Annotated in this window: 19 protein-coding genes and 4 tRNA genes; 19 read left to right on the forward strand and 4 right to left on the reverse strand. The window is 63.9% G+C overall.

The window, feature by feature from the left end:
- The first annotated feature begins 48 nt into the window (after positions 1–48).
- From JI75_RS03375 to JI75_RS03445, 15 genes are all read left to right on the forward strand, one after another.
- Positions 49–576, forward strand: a complete 528-nt coding sequence (locus JI75_RS03375) for a GNAT family N-acetyltransferase (RefSeq protein WP_039688764.1) — start codon at positions 49–51, stop codon at positions 574–576.
- A gap of 68 nt (positions 577–644) precedes the next feature.
- The gene (locus JI75_RS09160; RefSeq protein ID WP_039688766.1) at positions 645–827 is read left to right on the forward strand and encodes a hypothetical protein; all 183 of its coding nucleotides are present in this window, start codon (positions 645–647) and stop codon (positions 825–827) included.
- Positions 828–840: 13 nt separating this feature from the next.
- Positions 841–2,031 (forward strand): cell wall-binding repeat-containing protein, encoded by a 1,191-nt coding sequence (locus JI75_RS03385; RefSeq protein ID WP_039688768.1) that lies wholly within the window; start codon positions 841–843, stop codon positions 2,029–2,031.
- A gap of 130 nt (positions 2,032–2,161) precedes the next feature.
- On the forward strand, positions 2,162–4,198 hold the full coding sequence (uvrC, locus tag JI75_RS03390; protein WP_052241555.1) for an excinuclease ABC subunit UvrC: 2,037 nt from the start codon (positions 2,162–2,164) through the stop codon (positions 4,196–4,198).
- Positions 4,199–4,210: 12 nt separating this feature from the next.
- The gene (gene rapZ / locus JI75_RS03395) at positions 4,211–5,161 is read left to right on the forward strand and encodes an RNase adapter RapZ (RefSeq protein WP_039688770.1); all 951 of its coding nucleotides are present in this window, start codon (positions 4,211–4,213) and stop codon (positions 5,159–5,161) included.
- Positions 5,161–6,219, forward strand: coding sequence for a gluconeogenesis factor YvcK family protein (locus tag JI75_RS03400; protein WP_240993214.1), 1,059 nt, complete (start codon positions 5,161–5,163; stop codon positions 6,217–6,219). Before rapZ ends, JI75_RS03400 begins: the two co-directional genes overlap by 1 nt.
- Positions 6,198–7,121, forward strand: a complete 924-nt coding sequence (gene whiA / locus JI75_RS03405; RefSeq protein WP_039688774.1) for a DNA-binding protein WhiA — start codon at positions 6,198–6,200, stop codon at positions 7,119–7,121. Before JI75_RS03400 ends, whiA begins: the two co-directional genes overlap by 22 nt.
- Before the next feature lie 82 nt (positions 7,122–7,203).
- On the forward strand, positions 7,204–8,205 hold the full coding sequence (gap, locus tag JI75_RS03410; protein WP_039688776.1) for a type I glyceraldehyde-3-phosphate dehydrogenase: 1,002 nt from the start codon (positions 7,204–7,206) through the stop codon (positions 8,203–8,205).
- A gap of 71 nt (positions 8,206–8,276) precedes the next feature.
- Complete coding sequence (locus JI75_RS03415; RefSeq protein WP_039688778.1) at positions 8,277–9,464, forward strand: phosphoglycerate kinase; 1,188 nt, start codon at positions 8,277–8,279, stop codon at positions 9,462–9,464.
- 34 nt (positions 9,465–9,498) lie between these two features.
- Positions 9,499–10,269: a triose-phosphate isomerase gene (gene tpiA / locus JI75_RS03420; protein ID WP_039688780.1), complete on the forward strand. Its 771-nt coding sequence runs from the start codon at positions 9,499–9,501 to the stop codon at positions 10,267–10,269.
- A complete protein-coding gene (gene gpmI, locus JI75_RS03425; protein ID WP_052241556.1) occupies positions 10,266–11,834 on the forward strand; it encodes a 2,3-bisphosphoglycerate-independent phosphoglycerate mutase in 1,569 nt (522 codons plus the stop codon). Before tpiA ends, gpmI begins: the two co-directional genes overlap by 4 nt.
- A gap of 141 nt (positions 11,835–11,975) precedes the next feature.
- A complete protein-coding gene (gene secG, locus JI75_RS03430) occupies positions 11,976–12,230 on the forward strand; it encodes a preprotein translocase subunit SecG (RefSeq protein WP_039688782.1) in 255 nt (84 codons plus the stop codon).
- 67 nt (positions 12,231–12,297) lie between these two features.
- Positions 12,298–12,386 (forward strand) — tRNA-Leu (locus JI75_RS03435).
- A gap of 60 nt (positions 12,387–12,446) precedes the next feature.
- The gene (locus JI75_RS03440) at positions 12,447–13,343 is read left to right on the forward strand and encodes a cation diffusion facilitator family transporter (RefSeq protein WP_039688784.1); all 897 of its coding nucleotides are present in this window, start codon (positions 12,447–12,449) and stop codon (positions 13,341–13,343) included.
- A complete protein-coding gene (locus JI75_RS03445; RefSeq protein ID WP_052241557.1) occupies positions 13,333–14,040 on the forward strand; it encodes an HAD family hydrolase in 708 nt (235 codons plus the stop codon). Before JI75_RS03440 ends, JI75_RS03445 begins: the two co-directional genes overlap by 11 nt.
- Before the next feature lie 78 nt (positions 14,041–14,118).
- Here JI75_RS03445 and JI75_RS03450 read toward each other — a convergent pair.
- Positions 14,119–14,193, reverse strand: a tRNA-Val gene (locus tag JI75_RS03450).
- Between the two features lie 142 nt (positions 14,194–14,335).
- On the opposite strand from JI75_RS03450, the gene JI75_RS03455 reads away from it, so the two are divergent.
- Both JI75_RS03455 and JI75_RS03460 read left to right on the forward strand, forming a co-directional pair.
- A tRNA-Gly gene (locus JI75_RS03455) sits at positions 14,336–14,411 on the forward strand.
- 52 nt (positions 14,412–14,463) lie between these two features.
- Positions 14,464–14,537, forward strand: a tRNA-Cys gene (locus tag JI75_RS03460).
- A 175-nt stretch (positions 14,538–14,712) separates the two neighbouring features.
- On the opposite strand, the gene JI75_RS03465 is transcribed toward JI75_RS03460, so the two are convergent.
- Positions 14,713–15,069 (reverse strand): winged helix-turn-helix transcriptional regulator, encoded by a 357-nt coding sequence (locus tag JI75_RS03465; protein ID WP_039688785.1) that lies wholly within the window; start codon positions 15,067–15,069, stop codon positions 14,713–14,715.
- A 216-nt stretch (positions 15,070–15,285) separates the two neighbouring features.
- Between JI75_RS03465 and JI75_RS03470 the strand changes: the two genes are divergently transcribed.
- Positions 15,286–16,131 (forward strand): SIR2 family NAD-dependent protein deacylase, encoded by an 846-nt coding sequence (locus JI75_RS03470; protein WP_039688787.1) that lies wholly within the window; start codon positions 15,286–15,288, stop codon positions 16,129–16,131.
- 23 nt (positions 16,132–16,154) lie between these two features.
- On the forward strand, positions 16,155–16,958 hold the full coding sequence (locus JI75_RS03475) for a protein-ADP-ribose hydrolase (protein WP_039688789.1): 804 nt from the start codon (positions 16,155–16,157) through the stop codon (positions 16,956–16,958).
- Between the two features lie 87 nt (positions 16,959–17,045).
- Here the strand turns inward: JI75_RS03475 and JI75_RS03480 are convergent, their stop codons facing one another.
- Complete coding sequence (locus JI75_RS03480; RefSeq protein WP_039688791.1) at positions 17,046–17,822, reverse strand: hypothetical protein; 777 nt, start codon at positions 17,820–17,822, stop codon at positions 17,046–17,048.
- A 184-nt stretch (positions 17,823–18,006) separates the two neighbouring features.
- Entirely contained in the window at positions 18,007–19,260 is a 1,254-nt protein-coding gene (locus JI75_RS03485) for an MFS transporter (protein WP_039688794.1), read from the reverse strand.
- Positions 19,261–19,325 lie beyond the last annotated feature (65 nt).

Consider the following 19,325-nt stretch of genomic DNA (forward strand, 5'->3'; position numbering starts at 1 on the left):
GGCATCCAAGCTGCGCCGGGCGTTTGCGATTCAGTGCGGGAGGCGTTCATGGAACTGCGCAAAGCCGAGCTCTCCGAGCTCGATCAGGTGATGGATGTATACGAGGACGGCCGTCGGGCGCTCGCGGACCTGGGTATCGACCAGTGGCAGCACGGCCGGCCCTCGCGCGCGATGCTGGAGGCCGACATCGTCAACGGCGAGCTGTTCGCCTGCGTCGAGGGCGATTCGGTCCTCGGCTACGTCATGTTCAGCCTGCGCGGCGACGCGAGCTACGATAGGCTCGAGGGAAGCTGGCTGTCCGACGGCGATTCGGAAAACCCCGACTACGGCGTCGTGCATCGTCTGGTAGCCGACTCCCGCACGGGCCGTCGCGGCGTCGCATCGTTTCTGATGGGGCAGGCCGAGCAGCTCGCCCGCGCCGCCGGCATGAGGGGCGTGCGCCTCGACACCCATCCGGGCAACGTCCCCATGCACCGCCTCCTGGCCAAGCTGGGGTACACGAAGTGCGGCACCTTCCATCTGGTGGGCTGCCCCGAGCCGGTGACCGAGCGCTACGCCTACGAGAAACTGGTGTGAATCCGCCAGGCGTGTCTGCACGCTTAGGTTAGAAGTCGGCATTTTCCTTATAATTTGATATAACTTACTTGAGCGGGTCCCTGTGCGGCAAGTTCGGATCGGTGCTTCTTCTTGCCTCGGAAGGTCATTGCGAGGCTATAGACGGGTTCGTGAGGCCGAACAAGTGGTCGATCAATGAAAGCTATATCCTGGGTGGCAAGGCCGCTCCGTCGGATGACATCGAGAAGCGTCTCAACGACGCGCTGCTCTAAGGAGGATGACCAAATGACGAACGCAACCAAGGCCGCTTCGCTTGCGGGTCTGTTCTGCTCTCTTGTGGCGGCAGCGCTCATCTCCGTCTGGTCCCCGGCGACTGCCTCGGCTGACGAGCAGCGGGCCTGCATCCCCGGCTCGGACGGATGCGACTACAACTACCTGGTCATTTGGGATCGCGTCTACGGGGATTCCGCCCTCGACACCATGAAGGAGGCCGTCCTTCACCGTGGCGCAGGCTTCGTTCCCCGTGGGGGCGGGGTGGATGACTTCGATGCCAGCTCCCCCGAGAAACCGGCGCCCGACTGTGTGGTGGTGTGCACTTCCCGGGGTTGGTGGGACGCGTTATCGGCATCGGGTCTGGCCGGGATCGAGGGCGCACCCGTCCTGCTGACCGAGCCCGACGAGCTGTCTGCGCAGACCCGTGCGGTTATCGAGGAGCTTTCCCCCTCCCACGCAATCGTGGTGGGCGGTGAGGCCGCGGTGTCGGCTCGCGTTGCCGCCCAGCTGGCCGAGCTGGTGGGCTCCGATCCCGAACGCATCTGGGGCGAGGATGCGGTGGGCACTTCGCTCGCGGTGCTCACGTCGCGTAGCTCGTGGTCGTCTACCGCTTTCGTTGCCACCTCCGGAACCTTCCAGGACGCGTTGTCGGCGGGCCCCTACGCCTATGCCCGACGCTGCCCGGTGGTCCTTGCCGGGGCCGACGGTGTTCTGTCCGTCGAAGCCGCCGCCGCACTCGGCTCGGGTGCGTTCTCTGAAGCGGTGGTTCTCGGTGGCGACAGTGCCGTTCCCTCTTCGGAACTCGCTCGGCTCGGTGCCGCCGCGCCCGAGCGCGTCTGGGGTGTGGACGCAGTGGGTACCTGTGCAGCGCTTCTGGACTGGCAGGCTGCACGCGGCTACCGATTCTGGGGCGGTGGCGTGGCCACGGTGGAGGACTACTATGACGCTCTCGTGGCCTCGGCCTGCTGCGGGCGCCACGGGCTCGGCCTCGCCCTCGTGGAGGACTACAGCTCCGATGGGTACGAGGATGGGTGGGCGGCAGTGCTCGCGCTGAAGCGCTGCCAGGCGCCCGTCGCTCGGGACACGAGGTGCGAGGGCTTCGTCTTCGGTGGCGAGGCCGCCTTGTCGCGAGGTGTTGTCTTGAACCTGCCTTTCTGGCCGCCGTCTCCCCCCGATTGGGACGTTGTGTATCCCGCTAATTAGTTTGGAGGATAATCGCACGATATCCGAAAGCGGCGGCGCGGCATCCTGATCTGAGCCTTGATGGCGCTCTTGCGGTTTCAGCTAGGGCACGTATCGCGTTTGTCTCGAGGCGCTTTGCTATACTGCGCCTATGATTGATACGATCCACTCATCCTCGAACCCTTCTGTTTCCGGTGCATCTGCTCAGGCTTCGGCATCTGCGCAGTCCTCTGCCCGAAAGATCGCGCGGATAAAGCGCGAGCTGGACAGCGTTCCCGCGCTGCCCGGCTGCTACCTGTGGAAGAACGCCGCAGGGGAGGTCATCTACGTCGGCAAGGCCAAACAGCTGCGCGCCCGCATGCGCCAATACGTGAACTTCCAGGACGACCGCGCCAAGATCCCTTTGCTGGTCGAGCAGATACACTCGTTCGAGTACCTGGTGGTCGCCAACGAGCACGAGTCGCTGGTTTTGGAGAAGAACCTCATCAAACAGCACGCGCCCTTCTTCAACGCCGACTTCAAGGACGACAAGTCCTACCCGTTCATCGCACTGACCAAATCGGATGTCTTTCCCGCCATCAAGTACACGCGCGAGCGGCATCGGGCCGGAACCCGGTACTTCGGCCCCTTCACCGATAGCCGCGCGGCGCGCAACCTGGTGGACATCGCGCGCCGGATCGTTCCGATCTGCGCGTCGTCGTGCGCCGACTGGCGGCGGCTGTCGCGCAGCCTCGAGCGCGGGGAGGCGGACGCGGCGCCCGAGACGTCGTCGCGTCCCTGCTTCGACTGCCATGTGGGCCTGGGGCCGGGAGCCTGCTGCGGGCGCATCACGCCGGACGAGTACGCCGAGAACGTGAAGAAGGTCGCGCGCTTTCTGGACGGGCAGCACCGCGAGTTCCTCGACGAGCTCTCCCGCGAGATGGCGCAGGCCGCCGAGAACCTCGAGTTCGAGCGGGCGGCGCGCATCAAGGACCGCATCGACACCATCAACTCGCTTACCGACAAGCAGCGCGCCGTCTCCACCCATGCGCTCGACGCCGACGTGGTGGGCATCGAGCGCGAGGAGACGGTTGCCGGCGTGCATGTGCTGATGGTGCGCGAGGGCCGTATCATCAACTCGAACGAGTTCGTGCTGAATCGCGGGCGCGACGTGCCCGACGAAGACCTGCTCCACATGTTCCTGCTGCGCTACTACGACGCGACGACGTCCATCCCCATCCCGCGCGAAGTCGTCGTGCGCGAGATGCCCGAGGACGCCGAGGCGATGGGCGAATGGCTTACGGAAAAGCTCGCGAACGCGCACGGGGCGAAGGTGCGCTTCGTCGCCCCGCAGAAAGGAGAGCGCGCCGAGCTGGTCGAGCTGGCCGAGAAGAACGCCAAGCACACCCTCATGCGCTACAAGGTGCGCACCAACTACGACGACAAGCGCATCAACGAGGCGCTGCTGCAGCTGGAAAGCGCGTTGGCGATGGACGGGCCCCCTTACCGCATCGAGTGCTTCGACATCTCCACCATCCACGGCAGCTACACCGTCGCGTCCATGGTGGTGTTCACCAACGGGCGCCCCGACAAGAACCAGTACCGCCGCTTCAAGATAAAGACGCCGCTTACCGAGGCGAACGACTTCCTCAGCATGCAGGAGGTTATGCGGCGGCGCTACGCCCCCGAGCGCATGGCCGACCGCCGATTCGGCGCAAAGCCCGACCTTATCATTCTCGATGGTGGAAAACCCCAGCTCAATGTCGTTCTGCAGATGTTCGAAGAGATGGGGATCGACGACATCGCCCTCGCTGGCCTGGCTAAGCGGGACGAGGAGCTGTTCGTGCCCTGGCAGAGCGCCGGGCCGGTGGTCCTGCCGGGCGGGTCGGCTTCTCTGTACCTGGTCAAGCAGGTGCGAGACGAGGCCCACCGCTTTGCGATCACGTTCCATCGGGAGCTGCGCGGCAAGGGTATGACGGCCAGCATCCTCGACGATGTCGCGGGACTGGGCCCCGTGCGGAAAAAAGCGCTTCTGGGGCACTTCAAGTCGTTCAAGCGTCTGAAGGAAGCCTCGCTCGACGACATCCGTTCGGCCCGCGTCGTTCCCGACGAGGTGGCAGAAGAGCTGTTCGCGGTCCTGCGGCAGTATAATAAGGATGCAGCGGAGCGCGCGGCGGATGCGTCGGGCGCGGCAAAGCGCGAGGAGTAAGGAGTGCTGGGTATGGGCGATCGCGACGTCACGCTTGAAAACCTCGAGGTGGTCATCGTCAGCGGCATGAGCGGCGCGGGCCGCACCGAGTCGATGCGCGTGTTCGAGGACCTGGGCTATTACTGCGTCGACAACCTGCCTCCCGTTCTCATCGGCAGCCTCATCGACATGTACCGCGCCCACGGGGTCGAAGGGAAGCCCGCGAAGCTGGCGTTCGTGTGCGACGCGCGCACGGGCGACTTCTTCGAGGCGATGCACACCGAGCTGGAAAGCCTCAAGGACAAGGGCGTGAACTACCGCATCGTGTTCCTCGACGCCGACGACGAGAAGCTCATCTCGCGCTACAAGTCCAGCCGTCGCCGCCATCCCCTGTGCGGCGACGGGGCCACCATCTCGCGCGGCATCGCGCGCGAACGCGACGTGCTGTTCGAGCTGAAGCAGGCCGCCACGTTCGTGATCGACACCACCAACCTGCTGCCCGCCGAGTTGCGCGCCAAGCTCCACGAGCTGTTCTCCGACGGCTCTCCCGCGCAGGGCCTTTCGGTCACGGTGTACTCGTTCGGGTTCAAGCACGGGGCGCCCGCCGACGCCGACGTGGTCATCGACGTGCGCTTCCTTCCCAATCCCTACTACGAGAGCAGGTTGAAGTATCTGACCGGGCTGGACCAGCCGGTTCGGGACTACGTGCTGTACAACGAGGAGACCGAGAAGTTCCTGCGCCGTTGGGAGGCGCTTTTGGACTGCGTCATGCCGGGCTATGTGTCGGAAGGAAAGCAGCAGCTCGCCATCGCGGTCGGATGCACGGGCGGCCAGCACCGCAGCGTCGCGCTCGCCGAGGTCACAGGCGACTACCTTTCGTCGAAGGGATACCGCGTGAGCGTCGCGCACCGCGATCTGAAGCTGGCGGTGCGCGGTGACGGGTCGGTCACCGTGGCCAACGTGAGCGAGAGCGCGAACGACTGATGATGAAGCGCGACCGCCAGGCCGAAGAGGCCTTCGTCCACGATCCGTCCGCAACCGCCGCCTTCGCCGTGCTGAAGGACCTGTCGGGCTCCATACTTCCCAAACGCCGCTTCAAGGCGGTGGTCATCGGCGGTGGCACCGGGGCGCCGGTTTCGATACGGACCCTCCTGTCCATGGGCGTGAAGACCTCCGCGGTCGTCGCGATGGCCGACGATGGAGGATCGACCGGCATCTTGCGCACGGAAGCGGGTGCGACGGCACCGGGGGATATTCGGAAGTGCCTGACCGCCATGGCGTCCGATTCCGACGATCCGTTCACCGAGGCCTTCAAGATACGCTTCACGTTCGCCGAGAACCACACGCTGGGCAACCTCGTGCTCTCCGCGCTCGAGGCGACTACGGGGAGCTTTCCGGAGGCCATCGCCATCTGCGAGAAGATGCTGGGGGCCCGCGGGCACGTGTACCCCTCCACGCTCGGGCGCGTTATCCTCGAAGCCGACACGGCCGACGGACGCACGGTGTTCGGCCAGGCCGTGGCGTCGCATTCCCGCTCGCCGCTCTCGCGCGTGCGCCTTTCGTCCGAAGAGCCCATAGCGGCCTACGAACCCGCCGTGCATGCGATCGAGCGGGCCGACCTCATCGTGCTCGGCCCCGGATCCCTGTTCACCTCCATCATTCCGAACCTGCTGGTCCCCGGTATCGTGGAGGCGATCTCCCGCTCGTCGGCGCCGGTCGCATTCGTGTGCTCGCTTGCCGACGTCCAGGGCGAGACGCGCGGCATGTCGGTCACCGACCACGTGCGCGCGCTTGAAGAGCACGGCATGACCGGACTGGTCGACTTCCTCATCGCAAACGCGCCGTCTGCGATCGACGAACGCGGCGAGGCGGTGCGCCCCGTGCTGCTCTCTTCTGCCGAGGCGGCGCGCATCGAAGCGCGCGGCATTCAGGTGATCATGCGCGATCTGGCTGACCATAATGCGGTGACCTGGCACGATCCTCTTCGTCTGCGCGAGGCGTTCGAGGAGGTGCTGGGCAGATGTCGTTCGCCTCGGATGTGAAGGAGGAGCTTGCGCGCGTCGCGCCCGAATGCTCGCATTGCGGCCGGGCCGTTCTCGCGGCGCTCGTGCGCGTCGAGGGAACGCTGCTTCTGCGCGGGCCGGGCCGCTACGGCCTGGAGATCTCGACCGACATCGCCGCGGTCGCGCGATGCGTCATCACGCTGTCCCACGAGCTGTACGGCCTCGAGACGAACCTGGTCATCCGCCGCAGCGTTCTGCACAAGACGCCGAACTACCTCATCCGCTTCGCCGACCAGGAAAACCTCGGGGAGGCGCTGCGCGACATGGGGGTGCTGGGCGACGAGGGGCTCGTGCGCGGTTTGGCGCCCCAGCTGGTTGCCAAGCGCTGCTGCGCTTCGGCCTACCTGCGCGGGGCCTTCATGGGAAGCGGCTTCGTCGCCAACCCGCGCGGCGACTTCCACTTCGAGATCACGCTCGAGTCGCGCGAGCTGGCCGAGGACCTGGCGGCGCTCATGGGCGGCGCGGGCATTCACGCGCGCATCATGCAGCGGCGCAGCTCGTACATGGTCTACCTGAAAAGCGGGGAAGCCATCCTCGAGTTTTTGGCCTACGCGCACGCGAACCAGGCGGCGCTCGACATGGAGAACGCGCGCGTGGTGAAAAGCGTGCGCAACGACGTGAACCGCATGACCAACGCCGAGATGGCCAACGCCACGAAGGCGGCGAACGCCTCGGTCGATCAGATCTACGCCATGCGCCGCGTGCTGGAAACGCACGGCCCCGACAAGCTTCCCCCCGCGTTGCGCGAGATCATCCAGCTGAGGGTGAAGTATCCGGACGCCACGCTGAAGGAGTTGGGCGAGCGGGCCGACCCGCCGCTGTCCAAATCGGCCGTTTACCATCGCGTCCGCCGAATAGAAGCGCTCGCTCGTCAATCCTAACGTTTCCGATACGTTAAAATGGCCGCGCGCATTCCGTGCGCTGGACGCGAGAACGCATCTGTCATTCGAAGAAAGGGGAGCAATGGCAACCAAGGTAGGCATCAACGGCTTCGGACGAATCGGTCGACTTGTCTATCGTGCGATGGCGAACGATCCGGAGGTCGAGATCGTCGCGATCAACGACCCTGGTAGCATCGAGGCCATGGCCCATCTGCTGAAATACGACTCCGTGCACGGTCGCATGTTCGACAAGATCGAGATCGACGGAGACACCCTCATCGTCGACGGCCATCCCTCCCGGGTGTTCGGCACCCGCAACCCCTCCGAGATTCCCTGGGGCGAGCTGGGAGTCGACGTCGTCGTCGAGTCCACCGGCCGCTTCACCGACGCCAATGCGGCGCGCGCCCATATCGAGTCGGGCGCGAAGAAGGTCGTCATCACCGCTCCCGGTAAAAACGTCGACAAGACCATCGTCATGGGCGTGAACGAGGGCGACTACGACAAGGACGCCGACTGCATCGTGTCGAACGCGTCGTGCACCACCAACTGCCTCGCTCCTTTCGCCAAAGTCCTCCTGGACAGCTTCGGCATCAAGCGCGGGTTCATGAACACCATCCACGCTTACACCAACGATCAGAAGATCCTCGATCTGCCGCATAAGGATCTGCGCCGCGCCCGCGCGGCCAACCTGTCGGTGATCCCCACCACCACCGGCGCCGCCCGCGCGGTCTCCCTCGTGCTTCCCGAGCTGAAGGGCAAGTTCGACGGGTTCGCCACGCGCGTGCCCACCCCCGACGGATCGATGGTCGATCTGACGGTCGAGCTCGAGCGCGACGTTACGGTAGACGAGGTGAACGCCGCTATGAAGGCCGCCGCCGAGGGGCCCTTGAAGGGCATCCTCCAGTACCTCGACGAGCCGCTGGTCTCGTGCGACATCGTGGGCAACTCCCATTCGTCTATCTTCGACTCCCAGCTCACCATGGTTCTGGGGGGCCAGGGCAACCTGGTGAAATGCGTTGCCTGGTACGACAACGAATGGGGCTACTCCCAGCGCGTCAAGGATCTTGTCAAGATCATGCTCTAGGCACTTCGCTCGGGCGGCCTCGGGGTCGCCCGATTGCTTTTGCAGACCGGTTGTACGAAAAGGACACATGCATGACCACCATCAACACCATCGATCAGCTCGACGCCGCCGGCAAACGCGTTCTGGTGCGCGTCGATTTCAACGTCCCGGTCAAAGACGGCCTGGTCGCCGATGATACGCGCATCACCGCCGCGCTTCCCACCATCGAGCGTTTGGTGGGCCAGGGCGCGCGCGTGGTGCTCATGAGCCACCGGGGCCGCCCTTCGGGCGAGGGGTTCGAGGAGGGCTTCTCCCTGAAGCCCGCCGCAAAGCGGCTGGCCCAGCTCGTGGATGCGCCGGTGCGCATGGCAGACGATATCGCGGGCCCCGACGCCCTCGCCAAGGCCGAGTCCCTGGCGCCCGGCGAGATCCTCGTGGTGGAAAACCTCCGCTTCGATAAGCGCGAGAAGAAAAACGATCCGACGTTTTGCGCCGAGCTGGCCAAACTGGGCGAAGTGTACGTGAACGACGCGTTCGGCACCGCTCATCGGGCCCACGCTTCGACCGCGGGCGTGGCAGAGCTGCTCCCGACCTATGCGGGTTACCTCATGGAGCGCGAGGTGTCCACGCTCACCGGCATGCTCGCCCAGCCCGAGCGCCCCTTCACCGCGGTGCTGGGAGGATCCAAGGTATCCGATAAGATCCAGGTCATCGACGCGTTGATGGAGAAATGCGATACGCTCGTCATCGGTGGCGGCATGTGCTTCACCTTCCTTGCGGCCAAAGGCCACGGCGTCGGCTCGTCCCTGTGCGAGCGCGATTTCGTCGACCGCGCCGCTCAGATGATCGAGCGCGCGCGAGAGAAAGGCGTGGAGCTGCTGCTTCCCGTGGACGTCGTCGCGGCCGACCGGTTCGCCGAGGACGCCGATTCGATGGTGGTCGGGGTCGATTCCATTCCCGAGGACCGCATGGGGCTCGATATCGGCCCGAAGACCGCCGAGCTGTACGGAGAGGCGTGCCGCAAGGCCGCCACGGTGTTCTGGAACGGCCCGATGGGCGTGTTCGAGATGGATGCGTTTTCGGCGGGAACCCGCGCGGTTGCCGAGGCCATTGCCGAGAACCGCACCGGAACCACCATCATCGGCGGCGGCGACAGCGTGGCGGCCGTCAACAAGTTCGGCCTGGCCGACCGCATGACCTTCATCTCGACCGGCGGCGGCGCCTCGATGGAGCTCGTCGAAGGCAAGGAGCTGCCCGGCGTGGCGGCGCTTTGCCGCTAGCCGGTAGCGTAACCGTTTTTAGAAAGGGGCATCCGTGCGCACACCTCTGATCGCAGGCAACTGGAAGATGAACAACACCATTCCCGAAGCAGTGGTGCTGGCCCAAGACATCTGCAACAACTTCGAACGGGACTGGGCAAGCGAAGTGGACGTGCTGGTGTGCCCCCCCGCGCTCGACATCAAACCGGTGAAGACCGTGTTCGAGTTCGATCGCGTCAAGGTCCAGGTGGGAGCCCAGAACGTGTACTGGGAGGAAAGCGGCGCCTTTACCGGCGAGCTTTCCTGCGGCATGCTGGCTTCGGCCGGCTGCTCGGCGGTCATCGTGGGCCACTCCGAGCGCCGCAATCTGTTCGGCGAGACCAACGAGGACGTGAACCGCAAGGCCAAGGCCGTTCTCGCCGCGCGCATGACCCCCATAGTCTGCGTGGGGGAATCGCTGTTCGTGCGCGAAGCGGGCGAAGCGGTCGAATACGTATGCTCCCAGGTCGAAGCGGCGCTCGCGGGGATCGACGAGGTCGAGGCCCGCTCGTGCGTCATCGCCTACGAACCTGTGTGGGCCATCGGCACGGGCCGCACCGCCACGCCCGAGCAGGCCGAGGAGATCTGCGCGGCCATCCGAGGAGTGCTGGCGCGCCGCTACGGGTCGGATACGGCCGAGGCGGTGCGCATCCTGTACGGCGGGTCGGTGAACATCGGCAACATCGAGCTGCTCATGGCCCAACCCGACATCGACGGCGGTTTGGTGGGCGGCGCCAGCCTCGATGCGAGGGGTTTTCTGTCGCTGGTGAGGGCGTGCGTGCGATGACGTGGGAGAGGAAAGGCGCCGAAGCGCGCGCAGCCTACACGCTTCCGGCCGCGCTCATCATCATGGACGGTTTTGGGCTCGATGACGCGGGCCCGGGAAACGCGATCTCGCTCGCCTCGACGCCGGTGCTCGACAAAGTGTTCTCGACTTGCTCGATGACGAAGCTCGATGCGTCGGGCGAGTCGGTGGGGCTGCCGGACGGTCAGATGGGCAACTCCGAGGTGGGGCACCTCAATATCGGCGCAGGCCGCGTGGTCCATCAGGAGCTGTCGCGCATCAACCAGGCTTGTCGCACCGGCGAGCTGGCCGCCAACCCCGTGCTGCAGGCTGCGTTCGATGCGGCGAAGGGCCCCGGGTCGGTGCTCCATCTCATGGGGCTTTTGTCCGACGGCGGCGTCCATTCCTCCAACGAGCATCTGTACTCCCTGGTGAGGGCCGCTAAGGAGCGCGGCGTGGGCAACGTGTCGGTCCATTGCTTCATGGACGGGCGCGACGTCGCGCCGAAAAGCGGCACGGGATTCGCACGCGAGCTGGAGTCGGTTCTGTCCGACCTGTCCGACGACGGCTTCTGCGCGCGCGTCGCCTCGGTGTCGGGGCGCTATTACGCGATGGATCGCGACAACCGATGGGAACGGGTGCAGCTCGCCTACGACGCGATCGTCGGCGCGCATCCGCTCAGCGACCTCTCGTTCGAGCAGGCGCTGGCCGCGTCGTACGAGCGCGACGTCACCGACGAGTTCGTCGTTCCGGCCGCGTTCGACGCCCGCGGCGTGCGCGACGGCGATGCCGTGGTGTTCTTCAACTTCCGCCCCGACCGCGCCCGTCAGATAACCAGGGCGTTCGTCGACGAGGCGTTCGACGGCTTCGACCGTTTGCAGAGAAGGGACGTCTCGTTCGTCTGCCTCACCGAGTATGATCCGACCATCGACGCACCCGTCGCCTTCCCGAAGACGTTCCCGGAAAACGTGCTGGCCGACGTGGTGTCCGAAGCCGGTCTCGCCCAGTACCACATCGCCGAGACCGAGAAGTACGCGCATGTCACGTTCTTCCTGAACGGCGGTCGCGAGCAGCCCAAGGCGGGGGAGATGCGCAAGCTCATCGCGAGCCCGAAGGTGGCCACGTACGATCTTCAGCCCGAGATGAGCGCTCCTTTGGTGGCCGATGCCCTCGCAAGCGCGATCGACGCCGACGAGGCCGACGTCTACATCGTGAACTTCGCCAACTGCGACATGGTGGGGCATACCGGCGTCATCCCGGCGGCGGTGCGCGCCGTCGAGGCGGTCGACGCGGCGGTCGGGCAGGTGCTGGAGGCGCTCGAGCGCCGATCGGGCGTGGCCCTCATCACCGCCGACCACGGCAACGCCGACAAGATGATCGCCGAGGACGGGACGCCGATGACCGCGCATACCACCGCGCTCGTGCCGCTGGCCCTGGTCGATTATTCGGGAAGGGGCCTCGCGCTGCGAAACCGCGTCGGATCGCTGTGCAACCTGGCGCCCACGCTGCTGGACATGATGGGCGTGGCCCGGCCGGCCGAGATGACCGCCGACAGCCTTCTTGCCTGATGGGTGACGGTATCGCGCGGTTCCCATCTGTGGAGGGATGGTCGATCTTTCCGTTTGTTTCCCGAAACGGTGCCGATTGCGGTTCGTTTTCTAATATAATCTCCGAGTTGTTGTAATAGGCAATCTGAAAGTAGAGTCGCTGTGAACCCTCTTCTGATTATCCTGCTCATACTCCTGATCGTTTCCGGTCTGGGGCTCATCGTGTTCATCTTGCTGCATTCCGGCAAGGGCACCGGCGTGTCCGACATGGTCGCCAGCGCCGTGTACTCGTCGCAAACCGGCACCAGCATCGTGGAGAAGAACCTCGACCGCATCACCATTGCGCTCGCGATCATCTTCATGCTGGCGCTCGTCGCGCTGATGTTCGTGTACCCCCAGGGAACGATTTCCCGTTAGAAATTCCTACTTCACAAGCGACGTTGTTTCGGTTATAGTTACCAGCGTTGCTTTTGAAGCAGCATTCGTCGGAGTGGTGGAACGGCAGACACGCTAGCTTGAGGTGCTAGTGCCCATATCTCGGGTGTGCGGGTTCAAATCCCGCCTCCGACACCAGGAGAACTAAGTGCGAACCTGTCGGTTCGCACTTTTTGCATTTGGGCGCAAGGAGATACCGTGGCATCCTTCCTTTCTTCCAATTCGACCTCGCGCACGAACCAGGTGCAGACGGTGCTCGTCGTCGTCTTGCTGTTCAACCTGGCCGTGGCGTTTGCCAAGTTCATCTACGGAACGGTTTCGGGTCTGTCGTCGGTTCAGGCCGACGGCGTCCACTCGCTGTTCGATTCGGCGGGCAACGTGGTGGGGATCTTCGGCGTTCTGATCGCCTCGAGGCCCCCCGATGAGACGCATCCGTACGGGCACGCCAAGTTCGAGACCTATGCGAGCGTGATCATCGGGGTCATGCTGCTGTTCGCGGCCTACGAAGTTGGTTCGGAGGCGCTGTCCAAGATCGCGACGGGCTCGACGGGTACGGTCGAGCCGTTCTCGTTCGTCCTGATGATCGGCACGCTCGGGGTGAACATATTCGTGTCCCAGTACGAGAAGCGCCGCGCGGCCGAGCTGAAAAGCGAGGTTCTTGCGGCGGACGCCCGCCATACGCTTTCCGATGTGTTCGTCTCGATCGGGGTTCTGGCGAGCTTGGGGCTTGTGGCCCTGGGCTACCCGATGGCCGACCCCATTATGACGCTTTTGGTCATGCTGGCCATTCTGAAGGCCGCTTACGAAGTGTTCAGCACGGCTATCGTGACCTTGTCCGACCATGCCGTCATACCGGTCGAGGAGCTTCGCGGGCTGGCGATGTCGGTCGAGGGAGTGGAGGATACCCACCACGAGCGCTCGCGCGGCTCCGAAAGCGAGATCTACTGCGACCTGCATGTCCTTGTGGACGAAGGGATGACGGTGGGGGAGGCCCACCGCGTCGCCGAGGCGGTCGAGCGCACCATCAAGGAGGCTCGCCCCGAAGTCAAAGAGGCCCTCGTGCACATCGAGCCCAACGACGGCCATGTCGATTAGCGGCGCCTCGCCCAAGGGCCACCGCGTCGTCCTGTTCGATGTCGGACAGACGCTCGTGCGCGCCTGCCCCGATATCGGCGAGATGTTCTGGCGCGTGAGCACCGAGCTTGGCTACGAGGTGGATCGAAGGCACGCGGTGAGGCTCCAGCCGCTGGTGTACGAGTACTACGAAGCCGAGTACCTCAAAGACGGCGACTTCTGGTGCCACCAGGATCGGTCGGTTCTGATATGGCTCGATATGTACGCGCTTATGTGCCGCGAAACGGGTCTTGACGACGAGATCGACCGGATTCCGCGCCTCATGTACGATCGCTACCTCGACGCGCGCTCATGGGAGGTCTACGGCGACGTCGTGCCGTGCCTTACGCGGCTCAAACGGAGGGGATGCCGGTTGGCTGCGGTGTCGAACTGGTCGAACCATCTCGAGGGGCTTCTGCGGGATCTGGGCCTGCTTCCGTATTTCGACGAGGTGGTCGCTTCTGCGGCGGTGGGCTTGCGCAAGCCCGATCCCGCCATCTTCAAGCTGGCGCTGCAGCGGCTGGGCGCGGCGGTCGATAGCGCCGTCCATGTGGGCGATTCGTACGAGGCCGACGTATGCGGGGCCCTGAACGCCGATATCGAGGCCGTGCTGTTGGATCGGGAGGGGAAGAGCCGCCGGCCGGGATGCCCTACGATCGCGAGTCTGCGCGAGCTCTAGCGCGGGATTGGAGGATCGCGCTTCGATACCTTGCCTGGAAAAGAAAAACACGCGCCGTAGCGCGTGTCCGTGCATTCATGGTGGGCGGTACAAGATTTGAACTTGTGACCCCTTCCGTGTCAGGGAAGTGCTCTCCCACTGAGCTAACCGCCCGATTAGCCGTGGATGCGTTTCCGCATCAGCAAGCAGTTAGTATACAGGAACGGTTAAGGCTGTCAAAGGTTTTTTCGACAGGAGAAAAACTTTTTGGGTCTTGCGCGCCCCCGCCCGGTCGCGTATCATGGTCACCCGTGACGCGGACATGGCTCAGCTGGTAGAGCACCACCTTGCCAAGGTGGGGGTCGCGGGTTCGAACCCCGTTGTCCGCTCCACCGTCTTCCCGGGGCCGGCCATCAAGCGTGGCCGGCCCCTTGCTTCATCCCCGGCGACGTGGCCAAGCGGTAAGGCAGAGGCCTGCAAAGCCTTCACCCCCGGTTCGAATCCGGGCGTCGCCTCCAGAAAAGACCCCGAGAGGGGCCCCTCCCGGGGCCCCTCTCGCGTATCCGGGGGCCTTCCTGGCGGACGAGCCCCTCGGACGCCGTCACAGAGGCCGTTCTGGGAGGAAACGTGCGGCGGCTTTTGAGGATATAGGGCCTTCGAGCCAAGCAACGCGCCCACCTTCCATCCGGCCGGCTATCCGCTGGTTTTCAGCCGCTCCTTGTATCCTTCGCCCCAGGCCCACAGGGCGTCGAGCACGGGCTCGAGCGTCTTGCCCAGCTCGGTGAGCGAGTACTCCACGCGCGGGGGAACCTCGGCGTACACCTCGCGGTGAACGAGGCCCCGCGCTTCCATGGTACGGAGGTTCGAGGTGAGTACCTTCTGCGACACCTTGCCGATGGAGCGTTGCAGCTCCTTGAAGCGCATGGTGTCGTTGAGCACGAGGTCGCGCAGGATGAGCACCTGCCATTTATTGCCGATCAGCGAAAGCGTCGTTTCCACGGGACAAGGCGGCAGCGATTCGAGAACCGCCTCGTTCTTCGCTATCCCCATAGTCTAACCACATCCTAAACTCCAGTTTAAGCACATTAGTTACAAAAAGGTACCTACAGCACTATATTGTGCCTACTTTCCATCGGTATGCAACGATTCTAGTATTCGCATCGACAGAAATCAACGGAACGCCGATGTCGGACGAAAAGGGAAAGGGCGCATCGCGCCGATCCCAGCCGTCGCAGCCGGGCGATTGTCGAAGGACGGGAGGTCGCAGTGACTGGCAACCGGTACGGAAACGACCTGGGACGCTTGAAGGAAGCTATCGAGAGCGCCGATGCGATCGTCGTGGGAGCGGGTGCGGGCTTGTCAACCGCGGCCGGCTTCACGTATGCGGGGGAGCGCTTCGAGAGGCTGTTCGGAGACTTCGCCGCGAAGTACGGTATCCGCGACATGTATTCGGGCGGGTTCTTCCCGTTCGCCGCGCCCGAAGAGCGGTGGGCGTGGTGGAGCCGCCATATCTGGTGCAACCGCTACGAGCCGGCGCCCAAAGACACCTACGGGAAGCTCCTCGAGCTGCTGGACGGCAGGGATTTCTTCGTGCTGACCACCAACGTCGACCATCAGTTCCAACAGGCGGGCTTTCCTCGGGAGCGGCTGTTCTACACCCAGGGCGACTACGGTTTGTGGCAGTGCAGCGAACCATGCCACGACATCACCTACGACAACTACGCTGCGGTGAAGCGCATGGTGGAAGAGCAGCGCGATATGCGCGTTCCCAGCGAGTTGGTGCCCACGTGCCCCCGCTGCGGCAAGCCCATGACCATGAACCTGCGCGCGGACGGGACCTTCGTGGAGGATGCCGGTTGGCGCGCGGCGGCTGCGCGTTACCGGGCGTTTCTCGAGGCGCACGAAACGGGGAGGGTGCTCTATCTGGAGCTGGGCGTGGGCATGAACACCCCGATCATCATCAAGTACCCTTTCTACCGGCGCGTTTACGAGAACCCCGAGGCTATCTACGCCTGCGTGAACTACGGAGAGGCGTACACGGCCGTCGAGATTCGAGACCGTTCGATCGTGCTGGATGCGGATATCGACGCGGTGCTGGGCGAGCTGCTTTGATCGGGGGATTGAGGAGGATGCGCATGGAACCTGGAAGGAAACGACATCTGCTCGAAGAGCTCGTGAAGGGCCTTAGCGCCGAGCGGGGCATCGCTGCGCCGACGGCCGCCAACGAAGACGGGCTTTGGGATGCGTTCCGGGCGCTGGTGAATACACGTCCTGCATGGGCGGCCGACGCTCGCTGGATCGAGATGCAAGACGAGCTTCTGACGGGCATGATCGCCGAGGCCGGGATATCCGGCGTCGATTCCACCGAAGCCGTTTCCGACGATGGGCGCGTCCGGTTGTGGCGCGGCGACATCACGACGCTCGACGTCGATGCCATCGTGAACGCGGCCAACAGCCGGATGCTCGGATGCTGGGTGCCCGGGCACCACTGCATCGACAACGCCATCCACACCTTCGCCGGCGTCCAACTGCGAGCCGAATGCGCTCGCATCATGGAGGAGCAGGGCTGCGACGAGCCTACGGGTGCGGCCAAGATCACCGCCGCTTACAACCTGCCTTCCCGGCATGTCATCCACACGGTGGGTCCCATCGCCGACGGCCGGCCGAACGACGCGCATCGCATGCAGCTGGCATCGTGCTACCGCAGCTGCCTCGATCTTGCCGCGAAGTACGGGCTTCGCTCCATCGGCTTTTGCTGCATCAGCACCGGTATATTCGGGTTTCCCCAGAAGGAGGCGGCGCGAATCGCGGTCGATGCGGTGCGCGGCTGGCTTGAGTCGCACGGCGGCGGCATGACGGTGGTGTTCGACGTGTTCTCCGAGACGGATTACGCTATCTATCGGAGACTGCTGCTCGGCCAACAGAGTGTGGCGCGTTGATGGATCCCCGCATCGGCTTCATCGAATGCCGCACACCTTCCGATGAAAACAATGCGGGAGGGGGAGGCTGCATGGGAAAGACGCTGATCAGCGTGTTTCGGGAATTGCGATATCCGACTGGTATGACTGAATGTGGTTGTAGGCGATTCGGCGCCAGTCGTCTGCGACGCTTCCGTCGCTGTTCGCAAAGAAGCTCGAGTTCATATACCGAACGAGGACGAACTCGCACGTTTTCTGGTCGAACCCGTTGCCCCTGGTGAAATCTATGACATTTCCGGTGTTCCGAACGACTGCGGCTTCCAGGATCGGCAGCGTCAGCTCGTTGACCGGAACTTTCATATCGGGTTTATCGAGAAAGCCGCCCTTTTCCTTGGTGTGCACAGAGAGATTGCTCAAGGTTCCGTTGGTGATGCACTTCACCCTGCGGATATCCGAGAGCCTTATCCGGTGCTTAGCTCCCATCAGGTAGCCGTCCCTTATGTAGATGTCCTTCTCGGCCAGGCTGGATGCGATCTTCAGATCCAGGTTGTCGATGTTCTCGGGAAACTCCCCGGTGAGCTTGCTCTCCGCAAAGGCGATAAGGATAGATTTCGTCTCTCGGACGTTGTGGTATTCCCGGTCGTCATGCACATCCGTCTGAATCTCGCCGATGTCCTTTCCCTCGAAATCACGGAAAGTCACCGTATAGCTTCGATTCGAGTTGCAGTATCCAAGAAGAAAAATCGAGCCGACCTCCGAGAACCTCACATCAACTGACTTCTTCCCATCGGTCGGTGCATAAGTGATGCCCTTCTCATGAACATGCAGGCGGTATCGCCCCGGAACATCGTAGTGAACTCCAGCATTTTCAAAAACCGGCTTCATTTTCCCTCCAGCAAGTTCGCGCTTACACCGTCGATTAACTGTGCGGGTTCGATTCTAGAATATGACCACGCAGGACATCAATATACGACAACTCTTCGCCAAAGGCTCTGAGAAGCTGTCTATTGGAATGGACATCATGAGCCTCAAAAATGCCGTTCGCTGGAAACGATACCGACCAGCGAAACTAGGAAGCTTCCCTATCGAGCGCGCGAAGGCCGCCAGACGCAAATGCTACGAGGTGGACGGCCAGCATGAGCGAGCCGCAAACCATGAACCACGGAGCGATGCCGACCGTCGCGGCCGCAGGTCCGGCAAGTGCGAGGCCCACAGGCGATGCCAGGAGCACGCCCGAAGAGTAGACGCCCATCGCCCGTCCAAGATGGCTTTCGGGGATACGCCGCTGCACCAGGGGCATGACAGGTGCGGCGTATACGCCCATACCTGCACCCGCTAGGCCGAAAAGGATGACGAAGGCCGCGTAGCCGTTCTGCGGCAGCAGGCCGCAGGAAAGCAGGGCGGCGCCCATCGCGGCACCCGATCCCAAGACGATCGACACCTTGCGGCGGACACCCGTCAGCGCCATCGCGATCCCCGAGCCGAGTAGGAGACCGGTGCCGAAAGCCGCTTCGACGAACGATGCCGCCCAGCTGTCGCCGCCGAAGCGGCTATAGACCATCAGCGGCTCCAGACTGCCGAGGGGCATGAGCAGCGCCATGCCCGCCATCTCGACCAGCATCAACATGCGCACGCCTCTGTCATGCCACACGCACGCAATGCCCTCCCTCAGTTCCATGCGCACGCTGGCAAGTCCGGCGATCTGCAGACGGGCATGAGAGGGGATCCGGGCCGACGCCAGGTAGAAGCAGGCGAGTGCAGCGCAGGCGGCGTCGAGGAAGAGGGCGGCGGAGATTCCGAGCGTGCTATAGAGAAGCGCGCCGAGAACCGGTCCCGCTATGGCCGAGCCGCTGATGAGCATCTGGTCGAGTGCATTGATGCCCATGAGGTGGCGTTCGGGGACGATCTGGGGCATCATGGCCGAAAGCGCGGGGCCGTGGAAGGCCGTCGCGGTAGCCTTCATGGCCAGAAGGGCGATGACCAGCGGTAGCGCTGTGACGCCTCCCGCGAAGGCGAGTGCCATCGCAAGCGAGACGAGGCCCGCCCCGCCGTCGGCGATCAGCACGACGGCCTTTCGGCTGTATCGGTCTGCTACTACGCCGCCTATGGGCGAAAGGAGCGCCGCCGGCAAAAGCCCCGCAAGACCGGCCAAGGACAACGCCGCAGCTGATCCTGTCGACGTGGTCACATGCCACATCACCACGAAGGTCGCGGTCTGCGTGGACACGTACGAGAGCGCCTGCCCCGTCCATATGGTCATCGCTCGGCGTTTCCAACCGCTCATGCCCGATGAGCCCGACGCGCTTGTCCGCTTTTCGTCCATGCTCGCTTCCTTTGATCGCCCTTTGTCGCCTTCATCACGAAGTGACCTTAAACTATGGGGTAACA

Source organism: Berryella intestinalis (genome assembly GCF_000814825.1).
Lineage (GTDB): Bacteria > Actinomycetota > Coriobacteriia > Coriobacteriales > Eggerthellaceae > Berryella > Berryella intestinalis.

Coding starts and splice junctions, on each gene's coding strand:
- JI75_RS03415 (WP_039688778.1), top strand. CDS start 8,277: ATGACCACCATCAACACCATCGATCAGCTCGACGCCGCCGGCAAACGC.
- JI75_RS03375 (WP_039688764.1), top strand. CDS start 49: ATGGAACTGCGCAAAGCCGAGCTCTCCGAGCTCGATCAGGTGATGGAT.
- JI75_RS03465 (WP_039688785.1), bottom strand. CDS start 15,069: ATGGGGATAGCGAAGAACGAGGCGGTTCTCGAATCGCTGCCGCCTTGT.
- JI75_RS03385 (WP_039688768.1), top strand. CDS start 841: ATGACGAACGCAACCAAGGCCGCTTCGCTTGCGGGTCTGTTCTGCTCT.
- JI75_RS03445 (WP_052241557.1), top strand. CDS start 13,333: ATGTCGATTAGCGGCGCCTCGCCCAAGGGCCACCGCGTCGTCCTGTTC.
- whiA (WP_039688774.1), top strand. CDS start 6,198: ATGTCGTTCGCCTCGGATGTGAAGGAGGAGCTTGCGCGCGTCGCGCCC.
- gpmI (WP_052241556.1), top strand. CDS start 10,266: ATGACGTGGGAGAGGAAAGGCGCCGAAGCGCGCGCAGCCTACACGCTT.
- JI75_RS03480 (WP_039688791.1), bottom strand. CDS start 17,822: ATGAAGCCGGTTTTTGAAAATGCTGGAGTTCACTACGATGTTCCGGGG.
- rapZ (WP_039688770.1), top strand. CDS start 4,211: ATGGGCGATCGCGACGTCACGCTTGAAAACCTCGAGGTGGTCATCGTC.
- JI75_RS03485 (WP_039688794.1), bottom strand. CDS start 19,260: ATGGACGAAAAGCGGACAAGCGCGTCGGGCTCATCGGGCATGAGCGGT.
- JI75_RS03400 (WP_240993214.1), top strand. CDS start 5,161: ATGATGAAGCGCGACCGCCAGGCCGAAGAGGCCTTCGTCCACGATCCG.
- uvrC (WP_052241555.1), top strand. CDS start 2,162: ATGATTGATACGATCCACTCATCCTCGAACCCTTCTGTTTCCGGTGCA.
- JI75_RS03475 (WP_039688789.1), top strand. CDS start 16,155: ATGGAACCTGGAAGGAAACGACATCTGCTCGAAGAGCTCGTGAAGGGC.
- gap (WP_039688776.1), top strand. CDS start 7,204: ATGGCAACCAAGGTAGGCATCAACGGCTTCGGACGAATCGGTCGACTT.